The sequence below is a fragment of the Streptomyces sp. NPDC047453 genome, assembly GCF_040643155.1.
Classification (GTDB): Bacteria; Actinomycetota; Actinomycetes; order Streptomycetales; family Streptomycetaceae; genus Streptomyces.
On sequence record NZ_JBEYTS010000026.1, the window covers coordinates 43,015 to 65,179 of the forward strand.

At 70.9% G+C, this 22,165-nt stretch carries 21 protein-coding genes; 12 read left to right on the plus strand and 9 right to left on the minus strand.

Annotated features, from left to right (window positions below; all coding sequences use genetic code 11):
• Nucleotide 1: 1 nt before the first annotated feature.
• The 6 genes from ABZ818_RS22665 (at nucleotide 2) to ABZ818_RS22690 (ending at nucleotide 5,985) form a co-directional block, all read left to right on the plus strand.
• Entirely contained in the window at nucleotides 2-817 is an 816-nt protein-coding gene (locus ABZ818_RS22665; protein WP_361417541.1) for a F0F1 ATP synthase subunit delta, read from the plus strand.
• A 138-nt stretch (nucleotides 818-955) separates the two neighbouring features.
• A complete protein-coding gene (gene atpA / locus ABZ818_RS22670) occupies nucleotides 956-2,548 on the plus strand; it encodes a F0F1 ATP synthase subunit alpha (protein WP_361417371.1) in 1,593 nt (530 codons plus the stop codon).
• A gap of 21 nt (nucleotides 2,549-2,569) precedes the next feature.
• On the plus strand, nucleotides 2,570-3,487 hold the full coding sequence (locus ABZ818_RS22675) for a F0F1 ATP synthase subunit gamma (RefSeq protein WP_361417374.1): 918 nt from the start codon (nucleotides 2,570-2,572) through the stop codon (nucleotides 3,485-3,487).
• Nucleotides 3,487-4,923, plus strand: coding sequence for a F0F1 ATP synthase subunit beta (gene atpD / locus ABZ818_RS22680; RefSeq protein WP_361417377.1), 1,437 nt, complete (start codon nucleotides 3,487-3,489; stop codon nucleotides 4,921-4,923). The genes ABZ818_RS22675 and atpD overlap by 1 nt, the downstream gene beginning before the upstream one ends.
• Nucleotides 4,924-5,033: 110 nt before the next feature.
• Entirely contained in the window at nucleotides 5,034-5,408 is a 375-nt protein-coding gene (locus tag ABZ818_RS22685; RefSeq protein ID WP_361417380.1) for a F0F1 ATP synthase subunit epsilon, read from the plus strand.
• A 130-nt stretch (nucleotides 5,409-5,538) separates the two neighbouring features.
• On the plus strand, nucleotides 5,539-5,985 hold the full coding sequence (locus tag ABZ818_RS22690) for a DUF2550 domain-containing protein (RefSeq protein ID WP_361417383.1): 447 nt from the start codon (nucleotides 5,539-5,541) through the stop codon (nucleotides 5,983-5,985).
• A gap of 87 nt (nucleotides 5,986-6,072) precedes the next feature.
• Here the strand turns inward: ABZ818_RS22690 and ABZ818_RS22695 are convergent, their stop codons facing one another.
• The 3 genes from ABZ818_RS22695 to ABZ818_RS22705 form a co-directional block, all read right to left on the minus strand.
• Nucleotides 6,073-7,899 carry a glycoside hydrolase family 18 chitinase gene (locus tag ABZ818_RS22695; RefSeq protein ID WP_361417387.1) on the minus strand — a complete coding sequence of 609 codons (1,827 nt, stop codon included), beginning with the start codon at nucleotides 7,897-7,899 and terminating at the stop codon, nucleotides 6,073-6,075.
• A gap of 165 nt (nucleotides 7,900-8,064) precedes the next feature.
• Nucleotides 8,065-8,706, minus strand: coding sequence for a response regulator transcription factor (locus ABZ818_RS22700; protein ID WP_361417390.1), 642 nt, complete (start codon nucleotides 8,704-8,706; stop codon nucleotides 8,065-8,067).
• Nucleotides 8,703-9,878, minus strand: a complete 1,176-nt coding sequence (locus tag ABZ818_RS22705) for a histidine kinase (protein ID WP_361417393.1) — start codon at nucleotides 9,876-9,878, stop codon at nucleotides 8,703-8,705. The genes ABZ818_RS22700 and ABZ818_RS22705 overlap by 4 nt, the downstream gene beginning before the upstream one ends.
• A 151-nt stretch (nucleotides 9,879-10,029) precedes the next feature.
• Here ABZ818_RS22705 and ABZ818_RS22710 point away from each other — a divergent pair, with 151 nt between their 5' ends.
• Nucleotides 10,030-10,608, plus strand: a complete 579-nt coding sequence (locus ABZ818_RS22710; RefSeq protein WP_361417397.1) for a hypothetical protein — start codon at nucleotides 10,030-10,032, stop codon at nucleotides 10,606-10,608.
• A gap of 34 nt (nucleotides 10,609-10,642) precedes the next feature.
• Here ABZ818_RS22710 and ABZ818_RS22715 read toward each other — a convergent pair whose 3' ends face one another.
• A complete protein-coding gene (locus ABZ818_RS22715) occupies nucleotides 10,643-11,215 on the minus strand; it encodes a cob(I)yrinic acid a,c-diamide adenosyltransferase (protein ID WP_361417400.1) in 573 nt (190 codons plus the stop codon).
• A 267-nt stretch (nucleotides 11,216-11,482) separates the two neighbouring features.
• On the opposite strand from ABZ818_RS22715, the gene ABZ818_RS22720 reads away from it, so the two are divergent.
• The 3 genes from ABZ818_RS22720 to ABZ818_RS22730 all read left to right on the plus strand — a co-directional run bounded on the left by ABZ818_RS22720 (nucleotide 11,483) and on the right by ABZ818_RS22730 (nucleotide 15,853).
• Complete coding sequence (locus ABZ818_RS22720; protein WP_361417403.1) at nucleotides 11,483-12,331, plus strand: 3-hydroxyacyl-CoA dehydrogenase family protein; 849 nt, start codon at nucleotides 11,483-11,485, stop codon at nucleotides 12,329-12,331.
• Between the two features lie 144 nt (nucleotides 12,332-12,475).
• A complete protein-coding gene (locus ABZ818_RS22725) occupies nucleotides 12,476-12,799 on the plus strand; it encodes an STAS domain-containing protein (RefSeq protein WP_141358314.1) in 324 nt (107 codons plus the stop codon).
• 351 nt (nucleotides 12,800-13,150) lie between these two features.
• Nucleotides 13,151-15,853 (plus strand): ATP-binding protein, encoded by a 2,703-nt coding sequence (locus tag ABZ818_RS22730; RefSeq protein WP_361417406.1) that lies wholly within the window; start codon nucleotides 13,151-13,153, stop codon nucleotides 15,851-15,853.
• Between the two features lie 159 nt (nucleotides 15,854-16,012).
• On the opposite strand, the gene nucS is transcribed toward ABZ818_RS22730, so the two are convergent.
• Nucleotides 16,013-16,684, minus strand: coding sequence for an endonuclease NucS (gene nucS / locus ABZ818_RS22735; RefSeq protein ID WP_225075599.1), 672 nt, complete (start codon nucleotides 16,682-16,684; stop codon nucleotides 16,013-16,015).
• A 300-nt stretch (nucleotides 16,685-16,984) separates the two neighbouring features.
• Here nucS and ABZ818_RS22740 point away from each other — a divergent pair, with 300 nt between their 5' ends.
• Entirely contained in the window at nucleotides 16,985-17,377 is a 393-nt protein-coding gene (locus tag ABZ818_RS22740; protein WP_225075600.1) for an SCO5389 family protein, read from the plus strand.
• 84 nt (nucleotides 17,378-17,461) lie between these two features.
• Here the strand turns inward: ABZ818_RS22740 and ABZ818_RS22745 are convergent, their stop codons facing one another.
• The gene (locus tag ABZ818_RS22745) at nucleotides 17,462-18,490 is read right to left on the minus strand and encodes an LLM class flavin-dependent oxidoreductase (protein ID WP_361417411.1); all 1,029 of its coding nucleotides are present in this window, start codon (nucleotides 18,488-18,490) and stop codon (nucleotides 17,462-17,464) included.
• A gap of 223 nt (nucleotides 18,491-18,713) precedes the next feature.
• On the opposite strand from ABZ818_RS22745, the gene ABZ818_RS22750 reads away from it, so the two are divergent.
• Nucleotides 18,714-19,055, plus strand: a complete 342-nt coding sequence (locus ABZ818_RS22750) for an ATP/GTP-binding protein (RefSeq protein ID WP_361417415.1) — start codon at nucleotides 18,714-18,716, stop codon at nucleotides 19,053-19,055.
• A 16-nt stretch (nucleotides 19,056-19,071) separates the two neighbouring features.
• Here the strand turns inward: ABZ818_RS22750 and ABZ818_RS22755 are convergent, their stop codons facing one another.
• From ABZ818_RS22755 to ABZ818_RS22765, 3 genes are all read right to left on the minus strand, one after another.
• Nucleotides 19,072-19,947: an ABC transporter permease subunit gene (locus tag ABZ818_RS22755; protein ID WP_361417418.1), complete on the minus strand. Its 876-nt coding sequence runs from the start codon at nucleotides 19,945-19,947 to the stop codon at nucleotides 19,072-19,074.
• The gene (locus tag ABZ818_RS22760) at nucleotides 19,944-21,281 is read right to left on the minus strand and encodes an ATP-binding cassette domain-containing protein (protein ID WP_361417421.1); all 1,338 of its coding nucleotides are present in this window, start codon (nucleotides 21,279-21,281) and stop codon (nucleotides 19,944-19,946) included. The genes ABZ818_RS22755 and ABZ818_RS22760 overlap by 4 nt, the downstream gene beginning before the upstream one ends.
• 113 nt (nucleotides 21,282-21,394) lie before the next feature.
• Nucleotides 21,395-22,162, minus strand: a complete 768-nt coding sequence (locus tag ABZ818_RS22765) for an ABC transporter permease (protein ID WP_361417424.1) — start codon at nucleotides 22,160-22,162, stop codon at nucleotides 21,395-21,397.
• Between the last annotated feature and the right edge of the window lie 3 nt (nucleotides 22,163-22,165).

Consider the following 22,165-nt stretch of genomic DNA (forward strand, 5'->3'; position numbering starts at 1 on the left):
CATGCACGGAGCCAGCCGTGAGGCACTGACCGCCGCACGTGAGCGTCTGGACGCGCTGACGGACTCCACCTCGGTGGACGCCGGCCGGCTTGCCGACGAGCTGGCCGCCGTCACCGCGCTGCTCCACCGCGAGGTGGGCCTGCGTCGGGTCCTGACCGACCCGGCGCAGTCCGGCGAGGCCAAGGCCACGCTGGTGCAGCGCCTGCTCGGCGGGCAGATCGGCGGCACGGCCGTCGACCTGGTGTCCGGCATGGTGCGATCCCGCTGGTCGCAGCCCCGCGACCTGGTCGACACGCTGGAGGAGCTGGCGGACGTCGCCGACCTCACCGCGGCGCAGCGGGTCGGCACGCTCGACAACGTCGAGGACGAGCTGTTCCGCTTCGGCCGGATCGTCTCCTCGAACACCGGGCTGCGCGCGGCCCTGACCGACCGCGCCGCGACCGTCTCGGCCAAGAAGGAGCTGCTGCGCCGGCTGCTCGGCGGCCGTGCGGCCGCGACCACCGAGCGTCTGGTGACGCGCCTTGTGACCGCGCCGCGGGGACGTAGCCTGGAAGCGGGACTGGAGTCCCTGACCAAGCTCGCCGCCGACCGTCGCAACCGCATGGTCGCCGTCGTCACCTCGGCGGTCCCGCTGAGCGACACGCAGAAGCAGCGCCTCGGCGCGGCCCTCGCGAAGCTCTACGGCCGTCAGATGCACCTCAACCTCGACGTGGACCCCGACGTCATCGGCGGGATGCGGGTGCAGGTCGGCGACGAGGTCATCAACGGCTCCCTCGCGGACCGGCTCGAGGACGCCGCCCGCCGCATGGCGAGCTAGCAGCAACTCAACACGCAAGACGTACACGACGGCCCTGGTTGGGCCGTGCAGAGGATTCACCTCTTTTTGGGGGGAGTCCGGGACTCGCAATACCCCCAAGTGAAACTTCGGGCCCAACAAGGAGAGCAGGGAACCCAGATGGCGGAGCTCACGATCCGGCCGGAGGAGATCCGGGACGCGCTGGAGAACTTCGTCCAGTCGTACAAGCCGGACGCGGCCTCGCGCGAGGAGGTCGGTACGGTCACCCTTGCCGGCGACGGCATCGCGAAGGTCGAGGGGCTTCCCTCGGCCATGGCCAACGAACTGCTGAAGTTCGAGGACGGCACCCTCGGCCTCGCCCTCAACCTCGAGGAGCGGGAGATCGGTGCCATCGTCCTCGGTGAGTTCAGCGGCATCGAGGAGGGCCAGCCGGTGCAGCGCACCGGTGAGGTCCTGTCCGTGGCCGTGGGCGAGGGCTACCTCGGCCGCGTGGTGGACCCGCTCGGCAACCCGATCGACGGCCTCGGCGAGATCGCGACCGAGGGCCGCCGCGCCCTCGAACTGCAGGCCCCCACGGTCATGCAGCGCAAGTCGGTGCACGAGCCCATGGAGACCGGCTACAAGGCCGTCGACGCCATGACCCCGATCGGCCGCGGTCAGCGTCAGCTGATCATCGGCGACCGGCAGACCGGCAAGACCGCCCTCGCTGTCGACACGATCATCAACCAGCGTGACAACTGGCGCACCGGCGACCCGAACAAGCAGGTCCGCTGCATCTACGTCGCCATCGGGCAGAAGGGCTCCACCATCGCGTCGGTCCGGCGCTCGCTGGAGGAGAACGGCGCGCTGGAGTACACGACCATCGTGGCCGCCCCGGCGTCCGACCCGGCCGGCTTCAAGTACCTGGCGCCGTACACCGGTTCCGCCATCGGCCAGCACTGGATGTACCAGGGCAAGCACGTCCTGATCATCTTCGACGACCTGTCGAAGCAGGCCGACGCCTACCGCGCCGTGTCGCTGCTGCTGCGCCGTCCGCCGGGCCGTGAGGCCTACCCGGGCGACGTCTTCTACCTGCACTCCCGGCTGCTGGAGCGCTGCGCGAAGCTGTCCGACGACATGGGCAAGGGCTCGATGACCGGTCTGCCGATCGTCGAGACCAAGGCCAACGACGTCTCGGCGTTCATCCCGACCAACGTCATCTCCATCACCGACGGCCAGTGCTTCCTGGAGTCGGACCTGTTCAACGCCGGTCAGCGCCCCGCGCTGAACGTCGGTATCTCCGTCTCCCGAGTCGGTGGTTCCGCGCAGCACAAGGCGATGAAGCAGGTCTCCGGCCGTCTGCGCGTGGACCTGGCCCAGTTCCGTGAGCTGGAGGCGTTCGCTGCCTTCGGTTCCGACCTGGACGCCGCCTCGAAGTCCCAGCTGGAGCGCGGTCAGCGCATGGTCGAGCTGCTGAAGCAGGACCAGTACCAGCCGATGGCCACCGAGGACCAGGTCGTCTCCGTCTGGGCCGGCACCACCGGCAAGATGGACGAGGTGCCGGTCGCCGACATCCGCCGCTTCGAGAAGGAGCTCCTGGAGTACCTGCACCGCAAGGAGCAGGGCCTCATGACCTCCATCAAGGAGGGCGGCAAGATGTCCGACGACACGCTGCAGGCCGTCGCCGAGGCGATCGTCGAGTTCAAGAAGCAGTTCGAGACGGGCGACGGAAAGCTGCTCGGCGAGGACACCCCGGCCGCTGCCGCCAAGTGACGTAAGGAAGGGACCTGACTCATGGGAGCCCAGCTCCGGGTCTACAAGCGTCGCATCCGATCCGTCACCGCGACCAAGAAGATCACCAAGGCGATGGAGATGATCGCCGCCTCGCGCGTCGTCAAGGCGATGCGCAAGGTGTCGGCCTCCACGCCGTACGCGCAGGAATTGACCCGCGCGGTCACGGCGGTCGGCACCGGGTCCAACACCAAGCACCCGCTGACCACGGAGGCGGAGAACCCGACCCGCGCCGCGGTACTGCTCCTGACGAGCGACCGCGGTCTGGCCGGCGCCTTCAACTCCAACGCCATCAAGGCGGCGGAGCAGCTGACCGCGCGCCTCGAGCGCGAGGGCAAGCAGGTCGACGCCTACATCGTCGGCCGGCGCGGTGTGGCCCACTACAACTTCCGTGAGCGCAAGATCACGGAGTCGTGGTCCGGCTTCACCGACGAGCCCTCGTACGCGGACGCCAAGACGGTGGCGGCCCCGCTGATCGAGGCCATCGAGAAGGGCACCGAGGACGGCGGCGTGGACGAGCTCCACATCGTCTACACGGAGTTCGTCTCGATGATGACGCAGACGGCGATCGACGCCCGGCTGCTGCCGCTGAGCCTCGACGAGGTCTCGGCAGAGGCCGCGCCGAAGGACGAGATCCTTCCGCTGTACGACTTCGAGCCTTCGGCGGAGGACGTACTCGACGCGCTGCTGCCGCGCTACGTGGAGAGCCGTATCTACAACGCGCTGCTCCAGTCGGCCGCTTCGAAGCACGCCGCCACGCGGCGCGCGATGAAGTCGGCCACCGACAACGCGGGCGAGCTGATCGACACGCTCGCGCGTCTTGCCAACGCGGCCCGCCAGGCCGAAATCACCCAGGAAATCAGCGAGATCGTCGGTGGCGCGAGCGCCCTGGCCGACGCGACCGCGGGGAGTGACAAGTAATGACCACCACTGTTGAGACGGCCACGGCGGCGGGCCGCGTCGCGCGGGTCATCGGCCCGGTCGTCGACGTGGAGTTCCCCGTCGACGCGATGCCGGACATTAACAACGCCCTTCACGTCGAGGTCGCCGACCCGGCGAACGCGGGCGAGAAGAAGACGCTGACGCTCGAGGTCGCCCAGCACCTCGGTGACGGCATCGTCCGCACGATCTCCATGCAGCCCACCGACGGCCTGGTCCGCCAGTCCCCGGTGAAGGACACCGGCTCGGCGATCTCGGTCCCGGTCGGCGACTTCACCAAGGGCAAGGTGTTCAACACCCTCGGTGAGGTGCTGAACGTCGACGCCGAGTACGACGGCGAGCGCTGGGCGATCCACCGCAAGGCGCCGAACTTCGACGAGCTCGAGTCGAAGACCGAGATGTTCGAGACCGGCGTCAAGGTCATCGACCTGCTGACCCCGTACGTCAAGGGCGGCAAGATCGGTCTGTTCGGCGGTGCCGGCGTCGGCAAGACGGTGCTCATCCAGGAGATGATCTACCGCGTCGCCAACAACCACGACGGTGTCTCCGTGTTCGCCGGTGTCGGCGAGCGCACCCGTGAGGGCAACGACCTCATCGACGAGATGAGCGAGTCGGGCGTCATCGACAAGACCGCGCTGGTCTTCGGTCAGATGGACGAGCCCCCGGGCACCCGTCTGCGCGTCGCGCTGGCGGGCCTGACCATGGCCGAGTACTTCCGCGACGTCCAGAAGCAGGACGTGCTGTTCTTCATCGACAACATCTTCCGCTTCACGCAGGCCGGTTCCGAGGTCTCCACGCTGCTCGGCCGTATGCCGTCCGCGGTGGGTTACCAGCCGAACCTGGCCGACGAGATGGGTCTGCTCCAGGAGCGCATCACCTCGACCCGCGGTCACTCGATCACCTCGATGCAGGCGATCTACGTTCCCGCGGACGACCTGACCGACCCGGCCCCGGCCACCACCTTCGCCCACCTCGACGCGACGACGGTGCTGTCCCGTCCGATCTCGGAGAAGGGCATCTACCCGGCCGTGGACCCGCTGGACTCCACGTCCCGGATCCTGGACCCCCGCTACATCGCGGCGGACCACTACAACGCGGCCATGCGCGTGAAGAACATCCTGCAGAAGTACAAGGACCTGCAGGACATCATCGCGATCCTCGGTATCGACGAGCTCGGCGAGGAGGACAAGCTCGTCGTCCACCGTGCCCGTCGCGTGGAGCGCTTCCTGTCCCAGAACACCCACGTCGCCAAGCAGTTCACCGGTGTGGACGGCTCGGACGTGCCGCTGGAGGAGTCGATCGCGGCGTTCAACGCGATCTGCGACGGCGAGTACGACCACTTCCCCGAGCAGGCGTTCTTCATGTGCGGTGGTATCGAGGACCTGAAGAAGAACGCGAAGGAGCTGGGCGTCTCCTGAGCATCGAGCTCATCTGAGGGGGCGGGTGCGTCCCGCCCCCTCGTCCACGCCCCTTAGAATTGACCCCAACACCCGGCACTACCGCCGGGTGGTGACCCGAGGAGCCACCCTTGGCTGCTGAGCTGCACGTCGAGCTGGTCGCCGCCGACCGCCAGGTCTGGTCCGGCGAGGCCACCCTGGTCGTCGCGCGCACCACGTCCGGCGACATCGGCGTCATGCCCGGTCACCAGCCGCTGCTCGGTGTGCTGGAGTCGGGCCCGGTGACCATCCGTACGAGTGAAGGTGGGACGGTCGTCGCCGCTGTGCACGGCGGTTTCATCTCGTTCGCGGACAACAAGCTGTCGCTGCTGGCGGAGATCGCCGAACTCTCGGACGAGATCGATGTCCAGCGCACCGAGCGAGAGCTCGAACGCGCGAAGGCGGAGGGCGACGCTCATGCCGAGCGCCGCGCGGAGGTCCGACTGCGCGCGGCGACGGCCAGCTGAACCCAGCCAGCCGTGTGATGACGTCACTCAGCCGCGGCCGGTACCGGAGCAATCCGGTACCGGCCGCGGCTGAGGTGAATGTGGGTGTTTTTTCCGTTCCATTACCTAGGAGACGAGGAGGTCGGTGTCGATGGTCCTCGCTCTGACTGTGTGCGGGCTGGTGGTCTTGCTCGTGGTGGTGGGACTGTTCGTCTTCGGCCTGCGACGCAGGCTCATCCAGCGCTCCGGCGGCACCTTCGACTGCAGTCTGCGCTGGGACGTACCGGAGAAGACCGACACCAGCGGCAAGGGCTGGAGCTACGGAGTCGCCCGCTACAACGGCGACCGCGTCGAGTGGTTCCGTGTCTTCTCCTACGCGCTCCGTCCGCGCCGCACCCTGGAGCGGGCGTCCATCGAGGTGGCCGGCCGCCGTCTGCCCGAGGGCGAGGAGGAACTCGCCCTGCTCTCCGACGCGATCGTCCTCACCTGCCTGCACCGCGGTACGCGCCTGGAACTCGCGATGAGCGAGGACGCGCTGACCGGCTTCCTCGCCTGGCTGGAGGCGGCGCCGCCCGGACAACGAGTGAATGTGGCGTAGCCGCACTCACTCGTTGGCGTAGTACGACAGGAGAGCTCCCCCGGACGTGGTCCGGGGGAGCTCTCCTGGTCTCGGGGCCGGTGGCCCTTACGACAGACCGCTGTTGATGGCGTTCACCAGTTCGCCGCTGCTGGTGTCACCGCTGAACTCCCAGAAGAAGGCGCCGCCCAGGCCCTGGGTCTTCGCCCAGGACATCTTGGTGCCGATGGTGGCCGGGGTGTCGTAGGACCACCAGTTGCTGCCGCACTTGGCGTAGGCCGTGCCCGCGATGGTGCCGGTGGCCGGGCAGGACGTCTTGAGCACCTTGTAGTCCTCGATGCCCTGCTCGTAGGTACCGGTCGCCGGGCCCGTGGCCGTGCCGCCCGGGGCGTCCTGGGTGACGCCGGTCCAGCCGCGGCCGTACAGGCCGATGCCGACGAGCAGCTTGCTCGCGGGTACGCCCTTGGCCTTGTACTTGGCGATCGCGTCGGCCGTGGTGAAGCCGGCCTGCGGGATGCCGTTGTACGAGGTGAGCGGGGAGTGCGGGGCGGTGGGGCCCTTCGCGTCCCAGGCGCCGAAGAAGTCGTACGTCATCACGTTGTACCAGTCGAGGTACTGCGCGGCGCCGCCGTAGTCGGCGGCGTCGACCTTGCCGCCGGAGGTGCCGTCGGCGGAGACCGCCGCCGTGACCAGGGCGCCGTTGCCGAACTTGGCCCGCAGTGCGGCCGCCACGTTCTTGATGGCCGCCGGCCCGCTGGTGTCACAGGTCAGGCCGCAGGCGTTCGGGTACTCCCAGTCGATGTCGATGCCGTCGAACACATCGGCCCAGCGGGAGTCCTTCACCAGGTCGTAGCAGGACTGGGCGAAGGCCGTCGGGTTCTTGGCCGCGTCCGCGAAGCCGCCGGACCAGGTCCAGCCGCCGAAGGACCACAGCACCTTGATGTTCGGGTACTTGGCCTTCAGCTGGCGCAGCTGGTTGAAGTTGCCGCGCAGTGGCTGGTCCCAGGTGTCGGCGACGCCGCTGACCGACTGGTCGGCGGTGAACGCCTTGTCGTAGTCGGCGTAGGAGTCGCCGATCGCGCACTTGCCGCCGGTGACGTTGCCGAAGGCGTAGTTGATGTGCGTGATCTTCGAGGCGGAGCCGGACGTCACGATGTTCTTGACGTTGTAGTTGCGTCCGTAGATGCCCCACTCGGTGAAGTAGCCGAGCCGGACCTTGTTGCCGGGCGGGGGAGTGCCGCCACCGCCGCCGGTGGTGCGCACGGCGACGGAGCCGCTGACCGGGCCGGTCTGGTTGGCGGTGTCACGGGCCTGGACGCTGTAGGAGTAGTCGGTGCCGGCGGTCAGACCAGTGTCCGTGTACGAGGTCGTCGTCACGGTCGCGACCGTCCTGCCGTCGCGCAGGACGTCGTAGTTCTTGACGCCCTTGTCGTCGGTGGCCGCGCCCCAGGTGAGCTTCACCGAGGTGTCGGTGATGTTCGAGGCGGTCGGGGTGCCCGGCGCGGAGGGCGGGTTGTCACCGGGAACCGTGCTGCCACCGTCACAACTGCCGCCGTTCAGCTTGCAGTTGCTGGGGGAGCCGGCGCCGGCGCCGTTGAAGCCGAAGGAGACGGAGGCACCCGGGGCGAGGGTGCCGTTGTAGGACTTGTTCTTGGCGGTCCAGTGGGTGCCGGAGCTGGTCACGTCCGCGTCCCAGGCGGAGGTGACGGACGTGCCGGAGGGGAAGTCCCACTCGATCGTCCACGAACTGATGCTCGTGGTGCCGGAGTTGGTCACCGTCCACTTGCCCTCGAAGCCGGAGCCCCAGTCCTGGGTCTTGGCGTAGGTGGCGGTGGCCGATGCCGCGGCCTGAGCGGAGCCCGCGAGGCCGACAAGGCCGGCCAGCGGGAGCAGCAGGGTCGCGAACCCGGCCGCGGCTCTGTGTCTGAAGCGCATACCGCGCCTCCTCTTGTGATGTCGCCGGCGGGGCGCTACGGCCACCCCTTCGGCGGTGGGGGTTGTGGTCGGGGGCGTGACTGAGCCATCACGCCCACCGGTGCCGCGAGAATAGAAAGGTCTGGACCACGGGTCAATAGGTCTGGACCAGTTGTCCCGTTGCTCTCAGATCCCCAACTCCTGTGCGAGCACCGCCGCTTGGGTCCGGCTGCGCAGCTCAAGCTTGCCCAGCAGGCGGCTGACATGGGTCTTCACGGTGCCCTCCGCGAGGTCCAGGCGGACGGCGATCCCGGCGTTGGACAGCCCTTCACCCAGACACGACAGCACCTCGCGTTCCCGGGGGGTGAGGGTGCCCAGCGCGGCCGGCGCCGCCTTCGTCTCCCGTACCGGCCCGGCGGCGAACTCGGCGATCAGACGCCGTGTGACGGCGGGCGCGACGATCCCCTCCCCGCGCGCCACCGTGCGCACCGCCTCCACCAGTTCCCGCGCCTCGGCGTTCTTGAGCAGGAACCCGGCCGCTCCCGCGCGCAGCGCCCCGAAGACGTACTCGTCGAGGTCGAAGGTGGTCAGCACGAGGACGTCCGCCAACTGCTCCGCGACCACCTGCCGGGTCGCCGACACCCCGTCCAGCCTCGGCATCTGAATGTCCATCAGCACCACGTCCGGGCGCAGCTCGCGGGCCAGCGCCACCGCCTGCTCGCCGTCCGCCGCCTCGCCGGCCACTTCGATGCCGGGCGCGCTGCGCAGGATCAGGACCAGCCCGGCGCGAACGGCGGACTGGTCCTCGGCGACGAGGACACGGATCATGTGGGATCTCCTTCGCCATCACCCAGGGGCAGGGTGGCACGGACGGTCCAGACGGCGCCCTCGGGACCGGCCGCGAATGCGCCACCGAGCAGCGCGGCCCGCTCCCGCATCCCGACCAGACCGGCACCGGAGCCCGGGGCGCGCGGTGCGCCCCGATGCCCGTAGGGGCTGGTCACCGCCACCTCGAGCGCGCCGTCGCGCCGGGCCAGGGCGACGGTGACGCGGCCCGGAGCCGCGTGTTTGAGGGCGTTGGTCAGCGACTCCTGCACGATGCGGTACGCCGCCAGCTCCACCGGCGTCGGCACCTCGCCGTGCCGGGCGTCGAGCGTGACCTGGAGACCGTTGCCGCGGGCCGCCTCGGCCAGCGCCTCGAGACCGTCCAGGGTCGGCGCGGCGGCCGGGGCGTGCTCGCCCCCGCTGTCGCGCAGGATGCCGATCAGCCGCCGCATCTCCGCCAGTCCCTCGACGCTGTTCTCCCGGATCACGGTGAGCGCCTGCCGCGAGGTCTCCGGGTCGTCCAGGGACAGCGCGGCCGTGGAGTGGATGGCGATGGCGGACATGTGGTTGGCGATCATGTCGTGCAACTCCCGAGCCACCCGCGCGCGTTCGGCGACGACCGCCTGTGTGCGGTCCATGTCCGCGAGCAGTGCGGTCCGTTCGGCCCGCAGCCGCTCGGCGACGGCTGTGTCACGGTGATTGCGCACCACCCAGCCGGTGGCCGCCGGCACCAGGCTGACCAGGGCGACGCCCACGCCAAGCAGCAGTGCCTGCGGCGTGCGCCAGACCACGAGCGGCACGACCGTGCCGATCACCGTGAGCAGACCGGCGATCCAGGGAAGGCGGCGGGCGAAGGCGGGCGGGCCGTACAGCACCGCCGCGTAGACCAGGTCGGTGAACATCACCACGGTGGCCAGGCTGCCCCGCGTCGGGAGGTCCGCGACGACCGCCGCGGTGCCGACGAGCAGGGCGGGCCCCGGCCGGGTGCGGCGCAGCAGCTCGCACCCCGCCATCACCAGCAGCGGGACGGCGACCGCCCAGTCCTGGTCCAGGACGGAGGCCGGGGCGTGGTGGGTGCGGGTGTGCAGCCCGACGCCGATCAGCACCAGCCCGCCGAGCAGCCCGCCCACGGCGATGTACACGTCGTGGCGGTGCGGGCGCAGTCCTCGGGCCATGCGTCCATCCAACACGGGGGAGCGGTCCGCCGCCTGATGCTCCGGGAGGGTCCGCGCGTACATCGAAGGATGCACGCGCGGTTCGTCACCGCCGACGACGCACCGGACGTGGTCCTCCGCGAGCCTGGAGGAGGAACCGAGAGGAGCAATCATGATCGTCGCGCTGATCATCGCCTGCGAGGTGGGCTTCTGGGTACTGCTGGCGCTGGGCCTGACTGCCCGCTACCTCCTGCGGTGGCGCCGCACCGGCATGGCCCTGCTGCTGTGCGAGCCGGTGCTGGAACTGGTCCTGTTCGCGGCCACCGCCGTCGATCTGAGGAACGGCGCGGAGCCCGGCTGGGAGCACGGACTGGCCGCCCTGTACATCGGCTTCACCGTCGGCTACGGCCACTACACCGTCGGCCGGCTCGACGCCCACGCGGCCCACCGCCTGGCCGGCGGCCCGCGCCCCGGGAAGCCGCCCCGTCACGGACTGGCACGGGCGCGCTACGAGGGCGGCCTCTGGCTGCGCACCCTCGTCGCGTCGTGCGTCTCCCTCGCCCTGCTCCAGGCGGCGATCCTGTACGTCGGCGACCCGTCCGCCGCCGAGCCGCTCAGGTCCTGGCAGGGGACGACGCTGCGCATCGCCGGGATCCACGGGCTGATCGCGCTGTCGTACCTGCTCTTCCCCAAGAAGGCTCCGGCCGGGTCGGCCCGCCCGGACGAGGAGCGCACACCGGCCGGACGGTGAACGGGCGGGGGGACGCCATGGTGGGAAGGGGCGCTCAGCGTTCGCCGCCCGGCACCCACAGCACGTCCCCGGTGGCCTTGTTGGCCGTGCGCGCCAGGATGAACAGCAGGTCCGACAGCCGGTTGAGATAGGTCGCGGTGAGCGGGTTCATCGTCTCGCCGTGAACCTCCAGGGCGGCCCAGGTCGAGCGTTCGGCCCGGCGGACCACCGTGCACGCCTGGTGGAGCAGGGCCGCGCCCGGCGTCCCGCCAGGGAGGATGAAGGAGCGGAGCTTGTCGAGTTCGGCGTTGAAGCGGTCGCAGTCCGCCTCCAGCCGGTCGATGTAGAACTGCTCGACCCGCAGCGGCGGGAACTCCGGGTTCTCCACCACCGGCGTGCACAGGTCCGCACCCACGTCGAACAGGTCGTTCTGCACCCGGGTGAGGACCTCGACGACGTCCTCGCCGAGCCCGCCCAGCGCGATCGCCGTGCCGAGCACCGCGTTCGCCTCGTTGGCGTCGGCGTACGCCGAGATCCGCAGGTCGGTCTTGGCGACCCTGCTCATGTCGCCGAGGGCGGTGGTGCCCTTGTCCCCGGTCCGGGTGTAGATGCGTGTGAGGTTGACCATGAGGCCAATCTAGACGTTTCCGCGACGGGCGCGATGCGGCGATTTCGCGGTGGCGCCAACCCGGCCCGAGGCGGGAGGATTTCGTGGCGTAGTCCGCCGCACCGGACGTGACGGGCGTCTCACGCCCTGAGACAGTGACACGCATTACTTACGGGTCTCAAGGCCCCGCGTGAGCGCTAATGTCCGCACAGGAGCCATGCGTAAGCAGCGGGTAAGCACCAAGCACTCGCGCAGTCGTCATGCAGTCGTTTCGAAGGGGAGTCGTCAGTGTCACGGAAGCTCGCCGTCATCGGGGCCGGTCTCATGGGGTCCGGCATCGCCCAGGTCGCCGCGCAGGCGGGCTGGGACGTCGTCCTGCGGGACGTCACCGACGAGGCACTGAGGCGCGGCACGGACGGCATCAAGGCCTCGTACGACAAGTTCGTCGCCAAGGGCAGGCTGGAGGCGCACGACGCCGACGCCGCCCTCGCCCGCATCACCGCGACCACCGACCTGGACGCGGCCGCCGACGCCGACCTCGTGGTCGAGGCCGTCTTCGAGAAGCTCGAGGTCAAGCACGAGATCTTCCGCACCCTCGACAAGCTCGTCCGCGAGGACACCGTGCTCGCCTCCAACACCTCCGCCATCCCGATCACCAAGATCGCGGCCGTGACGGAGCGCCCGGAGCGGGTCGTCGGCGTGCACTTCTTCTCGCCGGTGCCGATGATGCAGCTCGTCGAGCTGGTCCGCGGCTACAAGACCAGCGACGAAACCCTCGCCCGGGCACGGGAGTTCGCCGAGTCCGTGGGCAAGACCTGCATCGTGGTCAACCGGGACGTGGCCGGCTTCGTGACCACCCGGCTCATCTCGGCGCTCGTCGTCGAGGCGACCAAGCTCTACGAGTCGGGCGTCGCCACCGCCGAGGACATCGACCTCGCCTGCAAGCTCGGCTTCGGCCACGCCATGGGACCGCTCGCCACCGCGGACCTGACCGGCGTCGACATCCTGCTGCACGCCACCGGCAACATCTACACCGAGACCCAGGACGAGAAGTTCGCGCCGCCGGAGCTGATGCGCCGGATGGTTGACGCCGGTGACATCGGGCGCAAGAGCGGGCAGGGCTTCTACAAGCACTGAGACCGCACAAGGGCCACGGGGTCACCCTCCGGGGTGAATTCGGTATCGGTTCGCTTACAAGCAGCAACCAGACCGCCACGGAAGCAGTCAGAGGTTGCACAGCCACCGTCACGGGGTACGCCACAGCATTCACGGGGAGCGCATATGCACATCAGGGGCGACCACGCCGAGCTGGTCGTCGGGGGCCGCCTCGACGTCCGCAGCGCGGCGGACGCCCGTACGGTCCTGCACTCGGCCGTCGACGACGGTGTCGGCGACCTGGTGCTCAACCTGTCCGAGCTCGACTCATGGGACGCCACCGGACTCGGCGTGATCATGGGTGTCCACCGGCGGGCCGGCCGGTGCGGCCGGCGGCTGGTGCTGCGTGACGTACCGCCGCAGATGCAGCGCCTGCTGGTGGCCACCCGGCTGCACCGCATCCTCGCCATCGAGGGCGGCATCGGCGTCGAGTCCCTGCCCCGCGTCTAGGGCCCGCTGGGGCTGACAACGACCGTCGGTTTCCTGCGCCTTGATCCGCCGGACAGGCCCTGGACCGGTCCGTGTCACCCCGGTTCGAACAGGTGTGAACCGGGCGACGGGGGAGACCCGGGCGCACGTCGGCGAACCGTACGTGGCGCGCAATCCTCATGAGACCGTGACGTCTCGGGCCGGTCGGTACCCCGGGCTGTCATGGATACTGGCCGAAGGTTTAGGGTTCGGTCGCCCGCAGCTCAGCAACCCTCGAGCGGGCCCGGACCAGAAGCGACAGCGCGGTGTGCGGCAAGGCCGGGAGGGGCCGGCCGTCGTCGGCACACGACGCTTTTGGGGGGCTTGGAACCTATGGACCCGAACACCCGGGAACCCGAGGACATGGGCCATGGCGGCGACGGCCACGTGCCGAGCCGGCGCCCACCCAGGGATTCCCTCGCATCCGACTTCGTCCAGCACGCACCCGCACCGGCCCGTACGGCGCGGCTCGTCTCGGGCGACTTCCTGCTCACCGTCAACCCCGTGGACGGCAGCGAGATCGAGGCCTGCCCGCCCGGGGAGCACCCCGACCGGCCGCGCAAGTACACAGCGGCCGAGCGCGCGGAGCACGACCGCGTGGCGGGGCCGCCCGTCCCGGCCGGCCCGGCGCCGTCCGCCCAACCGCTCCTGGAGCGCCAGGACGAGCGCGAGCAACTGGTACGGCTGCTCGCCCGCGGCCGCTCCGTACGCCTGACCGGGCCGGGCGGCTCCGGCCGCACCAGCCTGCTCGACCTCGTCGCCGACGACTGCTCGGACCTCGCCCCCGACGGCGTCGTCCGCCTCAGCGGCCACCGCCGCACCGCGAGCGACCTGCTGTACGACCTCTTCCACACGGTGTACAGCGCGCCGCGGTGCCGGCCCGACCGGGACGAACTGCTCGCGTACGTCCGGGAGATCGGCGCGGTCGTCGTGGTGGACGACATCGAGGTCGGCGGCGGCGCGCTCGACGAGCTGATCGACGCCACCCCCGAATGCGCCTTCCTGATCGGCGCGACCCCGGACGTGCCCGCGCCGTCCGCCGAGTCGGAGATCGAGGAGGTCTCCCTCAGCGGCCTGGACCGGGCCGGCGGAGTCGAACTCATCGAGCGCGCCGTCGCCCGTGTGCTCACCGAGGAGGAGGCCAACTGGGCCGGGGACCTCTGGTTCGAGTCCGAGGGCCTGCCGCTGCGCTTCGTGCAGACCGGTGCCCTGCTGAGCCAGCACGACCACCTGCGGGCCGGCGCCGGCGCCGTCGAGGAGTTCGGCGTCTTCGAGGACGCGCCGCCCGCGGACGCCGTCCTGGACGGGGGCGACGGCGACGCCGTACCCCTGCCCTCGCTCGGCGAGGCCGCCGCGCCCGCGCCGCTGCTCGCCTCCCGGCTGAGCGCCTCCGCGCGCGCCACGCTGCGGTTCGCCGTCGCGCTCGGCGGCGAGGTGCCCCACCAGTCGCACCTGCCCGCGCTGGTCGGCGACACCCACGCCGATGCCGCGCTCGGCGAGCTGGCGAGCTGCGGCCTGGTCTCCCCGGCCGGCTCCCGCCACCGGCTCGCCGCCGGTGTGCTGACCCAGCTGGAGGCCGCCGGATACGCCGACGACGCCGAGGAGCAGGCCCTCACCGCGGCCCGCCACTACACCTGGTGGGCCGGCCACCCCTCGGTCACCCCGGAGCGGGTGTGTGCCGAGGCGGACGCCGTGCTCGCCGCGCTGGCCGTGCTGGTGCCGGTCACCACGCCGTCCGCCGGGAGCGAGGAGAGCACGGCCGTACGGCTCGCCCGCACCGCCGCCCCCGCGTTCGCCGCCGGCCTCGACTGGAACGCCTGGGAACGGGCGCTGCGTTACGGCACCGAGGCCTCCCGGCTGGCCGGAGAGGTCGCCGAACAGGCCTACTTCCACCACGAGCTGGGCATCATCGCGCTCTGCGGCGGCCAGTTGGACCGGGCCCGCGCCGAGCTGGAGGCCTCCATCGGGCTGCGCGGCGCGCTCGCCGACAAGCGCGGCACGGTCGCCGGGCGCCGCGCCCTCGCCCTGGTCACCGACCGCTCCGGTACGGCAGTGGGCCTCGGCGCGACGGCGGGCGAGGAGGTGCCGGACGCCCGCACCGAGGAGTCGGCGTCCCCGCCCGGCGGGGTGCCCGCGCCCTTCCCGGCGCTCCAGCAGTCCGGCGAGGACGCCTCCACACTGGTCACCCACCAGGCGCCGGTCCCGGGTTCGCCGCACGCCCCGGCCAAGCACCGCGTCGGCATCAAGGGCCTGGCCCGGCGCAACCTCGTGGCGGCCGGCGCGGGCGCGCTGCTCGCGGCCGTCCTCGGCACGGTGGTGACGCTCGGCGCCACTTCCCAGAGCACCCCTGACACCCCCTCCGACAACGTCAATCCGTCCGCCGGCCAGGACGCGGACGACGGCAGCCTGGGCGCCGACACACCGAAGCAGGACCGCAGCGGGGGAGGCGACACCGGCACGGCGACCAGCCGTCCGACGGACCCGGGCCACGAGTCCGCCTCCGGCACGTCCGAGGATCCGGCGCCGGGCGGCGCCGAGCCGTCGGAGAGCCGCGAGCCGTCCGGCGACGGCACGTCCTCGGGCTCCTGGTCCAAGCCGCCGAAGCCGTCGGGGCCCACCGACTCGTCGGGCGGCGGCACCGGCGGGAAGACCGGTGGGTCGACCGGCGGGAACTCCGGAGGCTCCACGGGCGGCGGCACGCCGGGCGGAAGCGGCGGAGGCTCCTCCGGCGGCGGCACCGGAGGCCCCACGAGCGGCGGCGGCTCCTCCGGCGGCGGCACCGGAGGCCCCACGAGCGGCGGCGGCTCCTCCGGCGGCGGCACCGGCGATCCCACGGGTGGGAGCTCGGGAGATCCCAGCGGCGACCCCTCGGGCGGGAGCACCACGGGGCCCACCGGCGGCACCGACGCCGGCTCGTCCGGGGAGCCGTCCGGCGGCACCTCGGCGCCGACGTCCGGCCTCTCGGCCGGCCCGCCGGCCGACGTCTCCGAGAGCGGCGCGGCTCCGGAGTCGTCCGGCACGGCGACGCTTGCCTGACCCACGAAGAACCGGGGGCCGGGTCCGTATGACACGGACCCGGCCCCCGGCGTCGTACGAGTGCCACGGCTTCGAACTCAGCGGTACGACGCTGGAACTGGCCGCCGGAGGCGTCGAGTGCCTGTCCGGCATCCCCGGCTCCGCGGGCTGCGGCCGTCCTCAGAACAGGCGCAGCTTGTCGTCCTCGATGCCGCGCAGCGCGTCGTAGTCCAGGACCTGGCAGCCGATGCCGCGGTCGGTGGCGAGGACGCGGGCCTGCGGCTTGATCTCCTGGGCCGCGAAGACGCCGCGGACCGGGGCGAGGTGGGGGTCGCGGTTCAGCAGTTCGAGATAGCGGGTGAGCTGTTCCACGCCGTCGATCTCGCCGCGCCGCTTGATCTCGACCGCGACCGTCCGGCCCTCGGCGTCCCGGCACAGGATGTCGACCGGGCCGATGGCCGTCATGTACTCGCGGCGGATCAGCGTGTAGCCCTCGCCGAGCGTCTCGATGCGGTCGGCGAGCAGTTCCTGGAGGTGCGCTTCCACGCCGTCCTTGATCAGCCCCGGATCCACGCCGAGTTCGTGCGAGGAGTCGTGGAGGACCTCCTCCATCGTGATGATGAGCTTCTCGCCCGCCTTGTTGACGACGGTCCAGACGCCCTCCTCGTCACCGGTCCCCTCCTTCAGCGTGCACGGCGGGGACATCCAGTTCAGCGGCTTGTAGGCGCGGTCGTCCGCGTGGATCGAGACGCTGCCGTCCGCCTTGACCAGGATCAGACGGGGCGCTGACGGCAGATGGGCGGTGAGCCGGCCGGCGTAGTCGACGGCGCACCGGGCAATGACGAGACGCATGGTCGGCAACGCTACTGGACGGACGGCGGTGCGCGCGATTCGCCCGGGGGCCTTCCGTCGGGCGTCCGCCGGGACTCCCCGTGGGTCGCCCCTTTTTTCCCTGGATCACCCGTGTTCACTTGTGGCCGATTGTGTGCCCAACTAGCCCGGTCTGTATATGCATTCGCCTGGTGGGCGTCCGTTCTTGTGCCTACCGTAGTGAACGGGAGGTCGCGACCCGTGTACTCACCGTGTTGGGAGTCGCGTGCCCCCTTATCTGTCCGGCAACCCCTGTCGTTCGGGGGTGCGAGAGGAGAACCCATGTCGCTCGACGTCTCACCGGCCCTACTCGAAGCGGCCGAGCGAGGCGAGGTCGACGAAGCTGACTTCGTCGACTGCGTCCGGACCTCCCTGCCCTACGCGTGGGAGATGATCAGCTCCCTGGTGGCCCAGCTGAAGGTGGACGGCGGCCAGTTCGCCGACAACCAGACGCCCCCGCCGGACGAGCAGGCACGCGGTCAGCTGCTGCGTGCGCTGGCGAGCGACGCCATACGCGGCGCGCTTCAGCGGCACTTCGGTGTGCGGCTCGCCTTCCAGAACTGCCACCGGGTGGCGGTGTTCCCGCTGGACGCCTCGGTCGACGAGACGCTGGCCCGTTTCACCTCGGTGCGCAACCAGCTCCTCAACCAGTCTCCGGAACTGCGGGACTGCTGACGCCGTGAGTCACCTGCTTGCCGCTCCGTGCGCGGGAGGTGCTTGGAGTACAGGGGCGGCAAGCTTCCCACGACGCGCTCCCGGTCAGCGGAGGTGGGGCAGTACCTCGGCGCCGAGCCGTCGCAGGTTCTCCTCCGTCGCCGCCAGATCGCCCGAGCCCTCCGTGAACAGGGCGAAGCGGGCGATACCGGTCCGCTCGGAGGTCGCCGCGAGCCGGTCGGCGCACAGCCGCGGAGTGCCCACCGGGTGCAGCCCGCAGAGCAGTTCGGTGTACTCCAGCGGATCGCGCATCCCACGGATCCGGCCGTCCACGGTGACATGGGCGTCCAGCCCCTGTTTCAGCCAGCCCGGCATCGCCTTCAGCAGGGTCTCCACCGCGTCCGTGCGCCGGTCGGCGATCTGGCAGACGCCCGCCGAGACATGGGCGGCGCCCCGGATCTCCTCGCCCGGCCGGCCCGCCGCCCGCGCGCACCGCTGCCACAGGGCGACCATCTCGGCCTTCTCCTCGTCGCCGATGTGCATCCCCAGCAGCATCGGCAGCCCGCGCTCGGCGGCCAGCCGCACACTCGCCGGGGAGGTGCAGGCGACGACGACCTCGGGACCCGGGACCTGGGTCAGCGCCTCCGACGGGCGCGGTACGACGGGGACCTCGCGGAAGGCGAACCGTTCTCCCGAGGCCGACACCGACGGCTCACGCAGCCAGCGCACCAGCAGATCCAGCGACTCCGGGAACCCCTTCTCGTACGCCTCCAGTCCCATGCCGAACACTTCCAGGTCCACCCACGGGCCGCCGCGCCCGACGCCGAGCGAGAACCGTCCGCCGCTCGTCACGTGCAGCAGTGCCGCCTGCTCGCCGAGCGCGACCGGGTGGACCGTGGGCAGCACGCTGACCGCCGTACCCACCCGCAGACGGCGGGTGCGGCCGAGCAGCAGCGCGGCCAGGGTGATCGCCGACGGGCACGTCCCGTACGGGACGAAGTGGTGCTCGCCCAGCCAGACCCCGTCCAGCCCGGCCTCCTCGGCGACCTCGGCGGAGCGGACCGCCCGGTGCAGCGCCTCGCCTTGGCCCTGCCCGGGGAACTGGGCCGCCAGCACGAAACTTCCTACGCGCATTGCTCTTTCCTGCTTCCTCGGCTCCGACACGGAGCTCCCCCACCCGGCATAACCGGGCGACACGTGCCGAGGACACGGCCTGGCGAAGAGATTTGCGGATTGTCTGCGGAATGGGTCGTCCGGGAAGGGAACTTGTGATGGTTGGTTCTCCCCACCCGGCCGTGATGGCGCCGCGTAGGCTGGAGAAGGTCCCTGTCTCCCATACAGCTTCGTGAGGTGTCCCGTGTCCCCCCGCCGCAACCGACCCAAGGATGGGAGAGGCGCCGCCTCGTCCGGCCGGAGCGCCGAGGACGACACCGCGGGCCGCTACGGCGGCTGGCAGTCCACCGAGAGCTGGCAGGGCGAGGACTTCAGCGTGCGCCATGTCGCGGGCTCCAGCGCCGACGGCAAGACGTACCGCTGCCCCGGCTGCGACCAGCTGATCCCCTCCGGCGTCCCGCACGTGGTGGCCTGGCCCCAGCACGCGGGCGTGGACGACCGCCGGCACTGGCACAAGGCCTGCTGGAACGCCAAGGACCGCCGCACCACGCGGGCGCAGCGGTCCCGTAACGCACCGCGGTTCTAGCCGCTGTTCCGGTCGCTCAGACGTCCCGGCTCCGCAGCAGGGCCCAGGCGCCGGCGAAGGCGGCGGCCGTCGCGGCCAGGAGGATCCACAGCGGGTCCCAGCCGGTCGGGCCGGAATTGGTGAGGGAGTTGGAGTAGAAGACGCTCAGCTGGTTCGGGATCGAGTACTCGAAAAGGAACTGGCGCACCTTCTCCAGCGAACGCGTGAACATGAACAGCGCGATCACCAGTGGGGCGAGCACGACACCGATCATGATCGTGATGGCGCCCGCCGAGTGCCGCAGCATCGAGCCGACGACGAGCGAGAACAGCCCGAGCAGGGCCATGTAGAGGCTGACGCCCACCGTGGCCTTGAACCACTCGGCGCCGGTGGGCTGCCGGGCGCCGGTGCTGTCGAGCATGGCCGTCTGCGCGAGGCCGACCAGGCCGCTGGAGACCAGGGTCACCGTGAACGCGACCAGGAAGAACACCACCGCCTTGGCCGTGAGCACCCGCCCACGGCTCGGGCACGCCGTCATCGTGGTCCGGATCATGCCGGTGCCGTACTCCGAGGCCGTGGTCAGGACGCCGAGCGTGATGATGCAGATGCTGCCGAGCAGCAGGCCGAAGAACCCGAGCGCCAGCATGTTCTCGTCGCCCTGCACCTCCCCGGAGGTCTTGGTGACGAGCAGGCCGGCCAGCAGCCCGATCCCGACCACGAGCAGGATGAACACCCCGAGCGTCCACATCGTGGAGCGCACCGACTTGATCTTCGTCCACTCCGAGGCGATGGCGTGTCCGAGGTGTGTACGGACGACGGGGATCGGCGAGGTGTAGCCGGGGTGGGGGGAACCGGTCGCCGCCTCCCAGGCGGGCGGCGCGGCCTGCGGCACAGGAGTCTGCGGCGTGCTCATCGGGCGTCCTCGGGCTTGGTGGAGTCGGCGGCGGGGGCGGGCGCGGCGGCCGGTGCGGACGGCTGCGCGGGCGCGGCGGCGGCCTGCGGCGCGGGGGAGGCGGGCGCGGCGGCCGGTGCGGCCCCTGCATGCGGCGTGCCGGCGGGCTGGGCGGGCACCTGGGGGGCCTGCGGCGCGCTCTGCGCGTACGGGTTCGGGAAACCCGCGTTCGGGGCGCCGTAGGGGCCGGGATGGCCCGCGCCCGGAGCGGCGTACGGGTTCGGCTGCGCGCCGGGGGCGCCCTGCGGGCCCGCGAACGGCTGTCCGCCCGGCTGGGGCGGTGGCGGCGCGTACCAGCCGGGCTGGCCCTGACCGGGAACCGGCACGGGCGGCTCGGCGCCGGGCGGCAGGGGCTGCATCAGCCCGGTCTTCTGGTCGATGGTGGAGCGGTAGTCGACGACTCCCTGGGTCATCCGCATGTACGCCTCCTCCAGCGAGGCCTGGTGCGGCGACAGCTCCCACAGGCGTACGACCGCCTCGTGCGCGAGGTCGCTGATGCGCGGCAGCGGCAGCCCGGTCACGCGCAGCGCGCCGTCCTGCTCGCGCAGCACGTGCCCGCCCGCCTCGGTCAGCGCGGACGTCAGCTTCTCCCGCTGCTGCGGCTCGGTGTCGGGCGTGCGGACCCGCGCGAAGTCCGCGGAGTTCGCGGAGATGAAGTCCGTCACACTCATGTCGGCGAGCAACTGCCCGCGCCCGATGACGATCAGATGGTCGGCGGTCAGCGCCATCTCGCTCATCAGATGGCTGGAGACGAACACGGTCCGTCCCTCCGCCGCGAGCGACTTCATCAGATTGCGCACCCAGAGGATGCCCTCGGGGTCGAGACCGTTCACCGGCTCGTCGAACAGCAGCACCTGCGGGTCGCCCAGCAGCGCGGCGGCGATGCCCAGCCGCTGGCCCATGCCGAGGGAGAAGCCCTTGGAGCGCTTCCTCGCCACGTCCTGGAGACCCACGACCCCGAGCACTTCGTCGACGCGGCGGGCCGGGATGCCGGACAGCTGCGCCAGGGACAGCAGGTGGTTGCGCGCGGACCGGCCGCCGTGCACCGCCTTCGCGTCCAGCAGGGCGCCGACCTGGCGAGGCGCGTTCGGCAGCGTGCGGTACGGATAGCCGCCGATCGTCACCGACCCCGAGGTGGGGTTGTCCAGCCCCAGGATCATCCGCATCGTCGTCGACTTGCCCGAGCCGTTCGGACCGAGGAAGCCGGTGACGGCACCCGGCCGTACCTGGAAGGAGAGGTTGTGCACGGCGGTCTTGTCGCCATAGCGCTTGGTCAGGCCGACTGCCTCGATCATGCTCCGCACCCATCGAACGGTTCAGGTAAGCGGGGCGCACGCCCCCCGTAAGGGTTAGGAGGATATCCGGGCGCTGACGGTTCCGCCCAAGAGAAAGTAAAAGCGTGCCGTGCTCAGGCGTCCCGCTTCCGTAGCAGTACGTACCCTCCGGCGAGCGCCGCGATCACCCACAGCAGCATGATCCCGAGGCCGCCCCAGGGGCCGTAGGGGGTGTCGTCGGCTTGCGGAACCACCTGCATGATGCGGCCGCCGGCCTGGTCGGGCAGGAAGCGGCCGACCTTCTTCGTCGCCGATACGTTGGCGAGGATGTTGGAGATCAGGAAGAAGAACGGCATCAGGATGCCCAGCGACAGCATCGGCGAGCGCAGCATCACCGTGACGCCCATCGAGAACATCGCGATGAGGGCCATGTAGAGGCCGCCGCCGACGACCGCGCGCAGCACGCCCGGCTCGCCGAGGGAGGTGCCGAGCGATCCGAGCATCGCCTGCCCGAGGAAGAACGAGGCGAAGCTGGTGACCATGCCGACCACGAGGGCCAGCCCGGTCGCCACCGCGACCTTGCTCGCCAGGAAGGCGCCGCGCTGGGGGACGGCGGCCAGCGAGGTGCGGATCATGCCGGTGCTGTACTCGTTGGACACCACCAGCACCGCGAACACGATCATCGCGAGCTGTCCGAGCCCCATGCCGGCGAAGCTGATGTAGGTCGGGTCGAAGGTGAACCGGTCCCGTTCGTCCATGCTGTCGAACGCGTGCTTCGACAGGGCCGAGATCAGCATGCCGAGGGCGATCGTGACGACCGCCGTCAGGGACAGCGTCCACACCGTGGACGCCACCGACCGGATTTTGGTCCACTCGGACCTGATGACCTGAGTCGCCGCCATCGC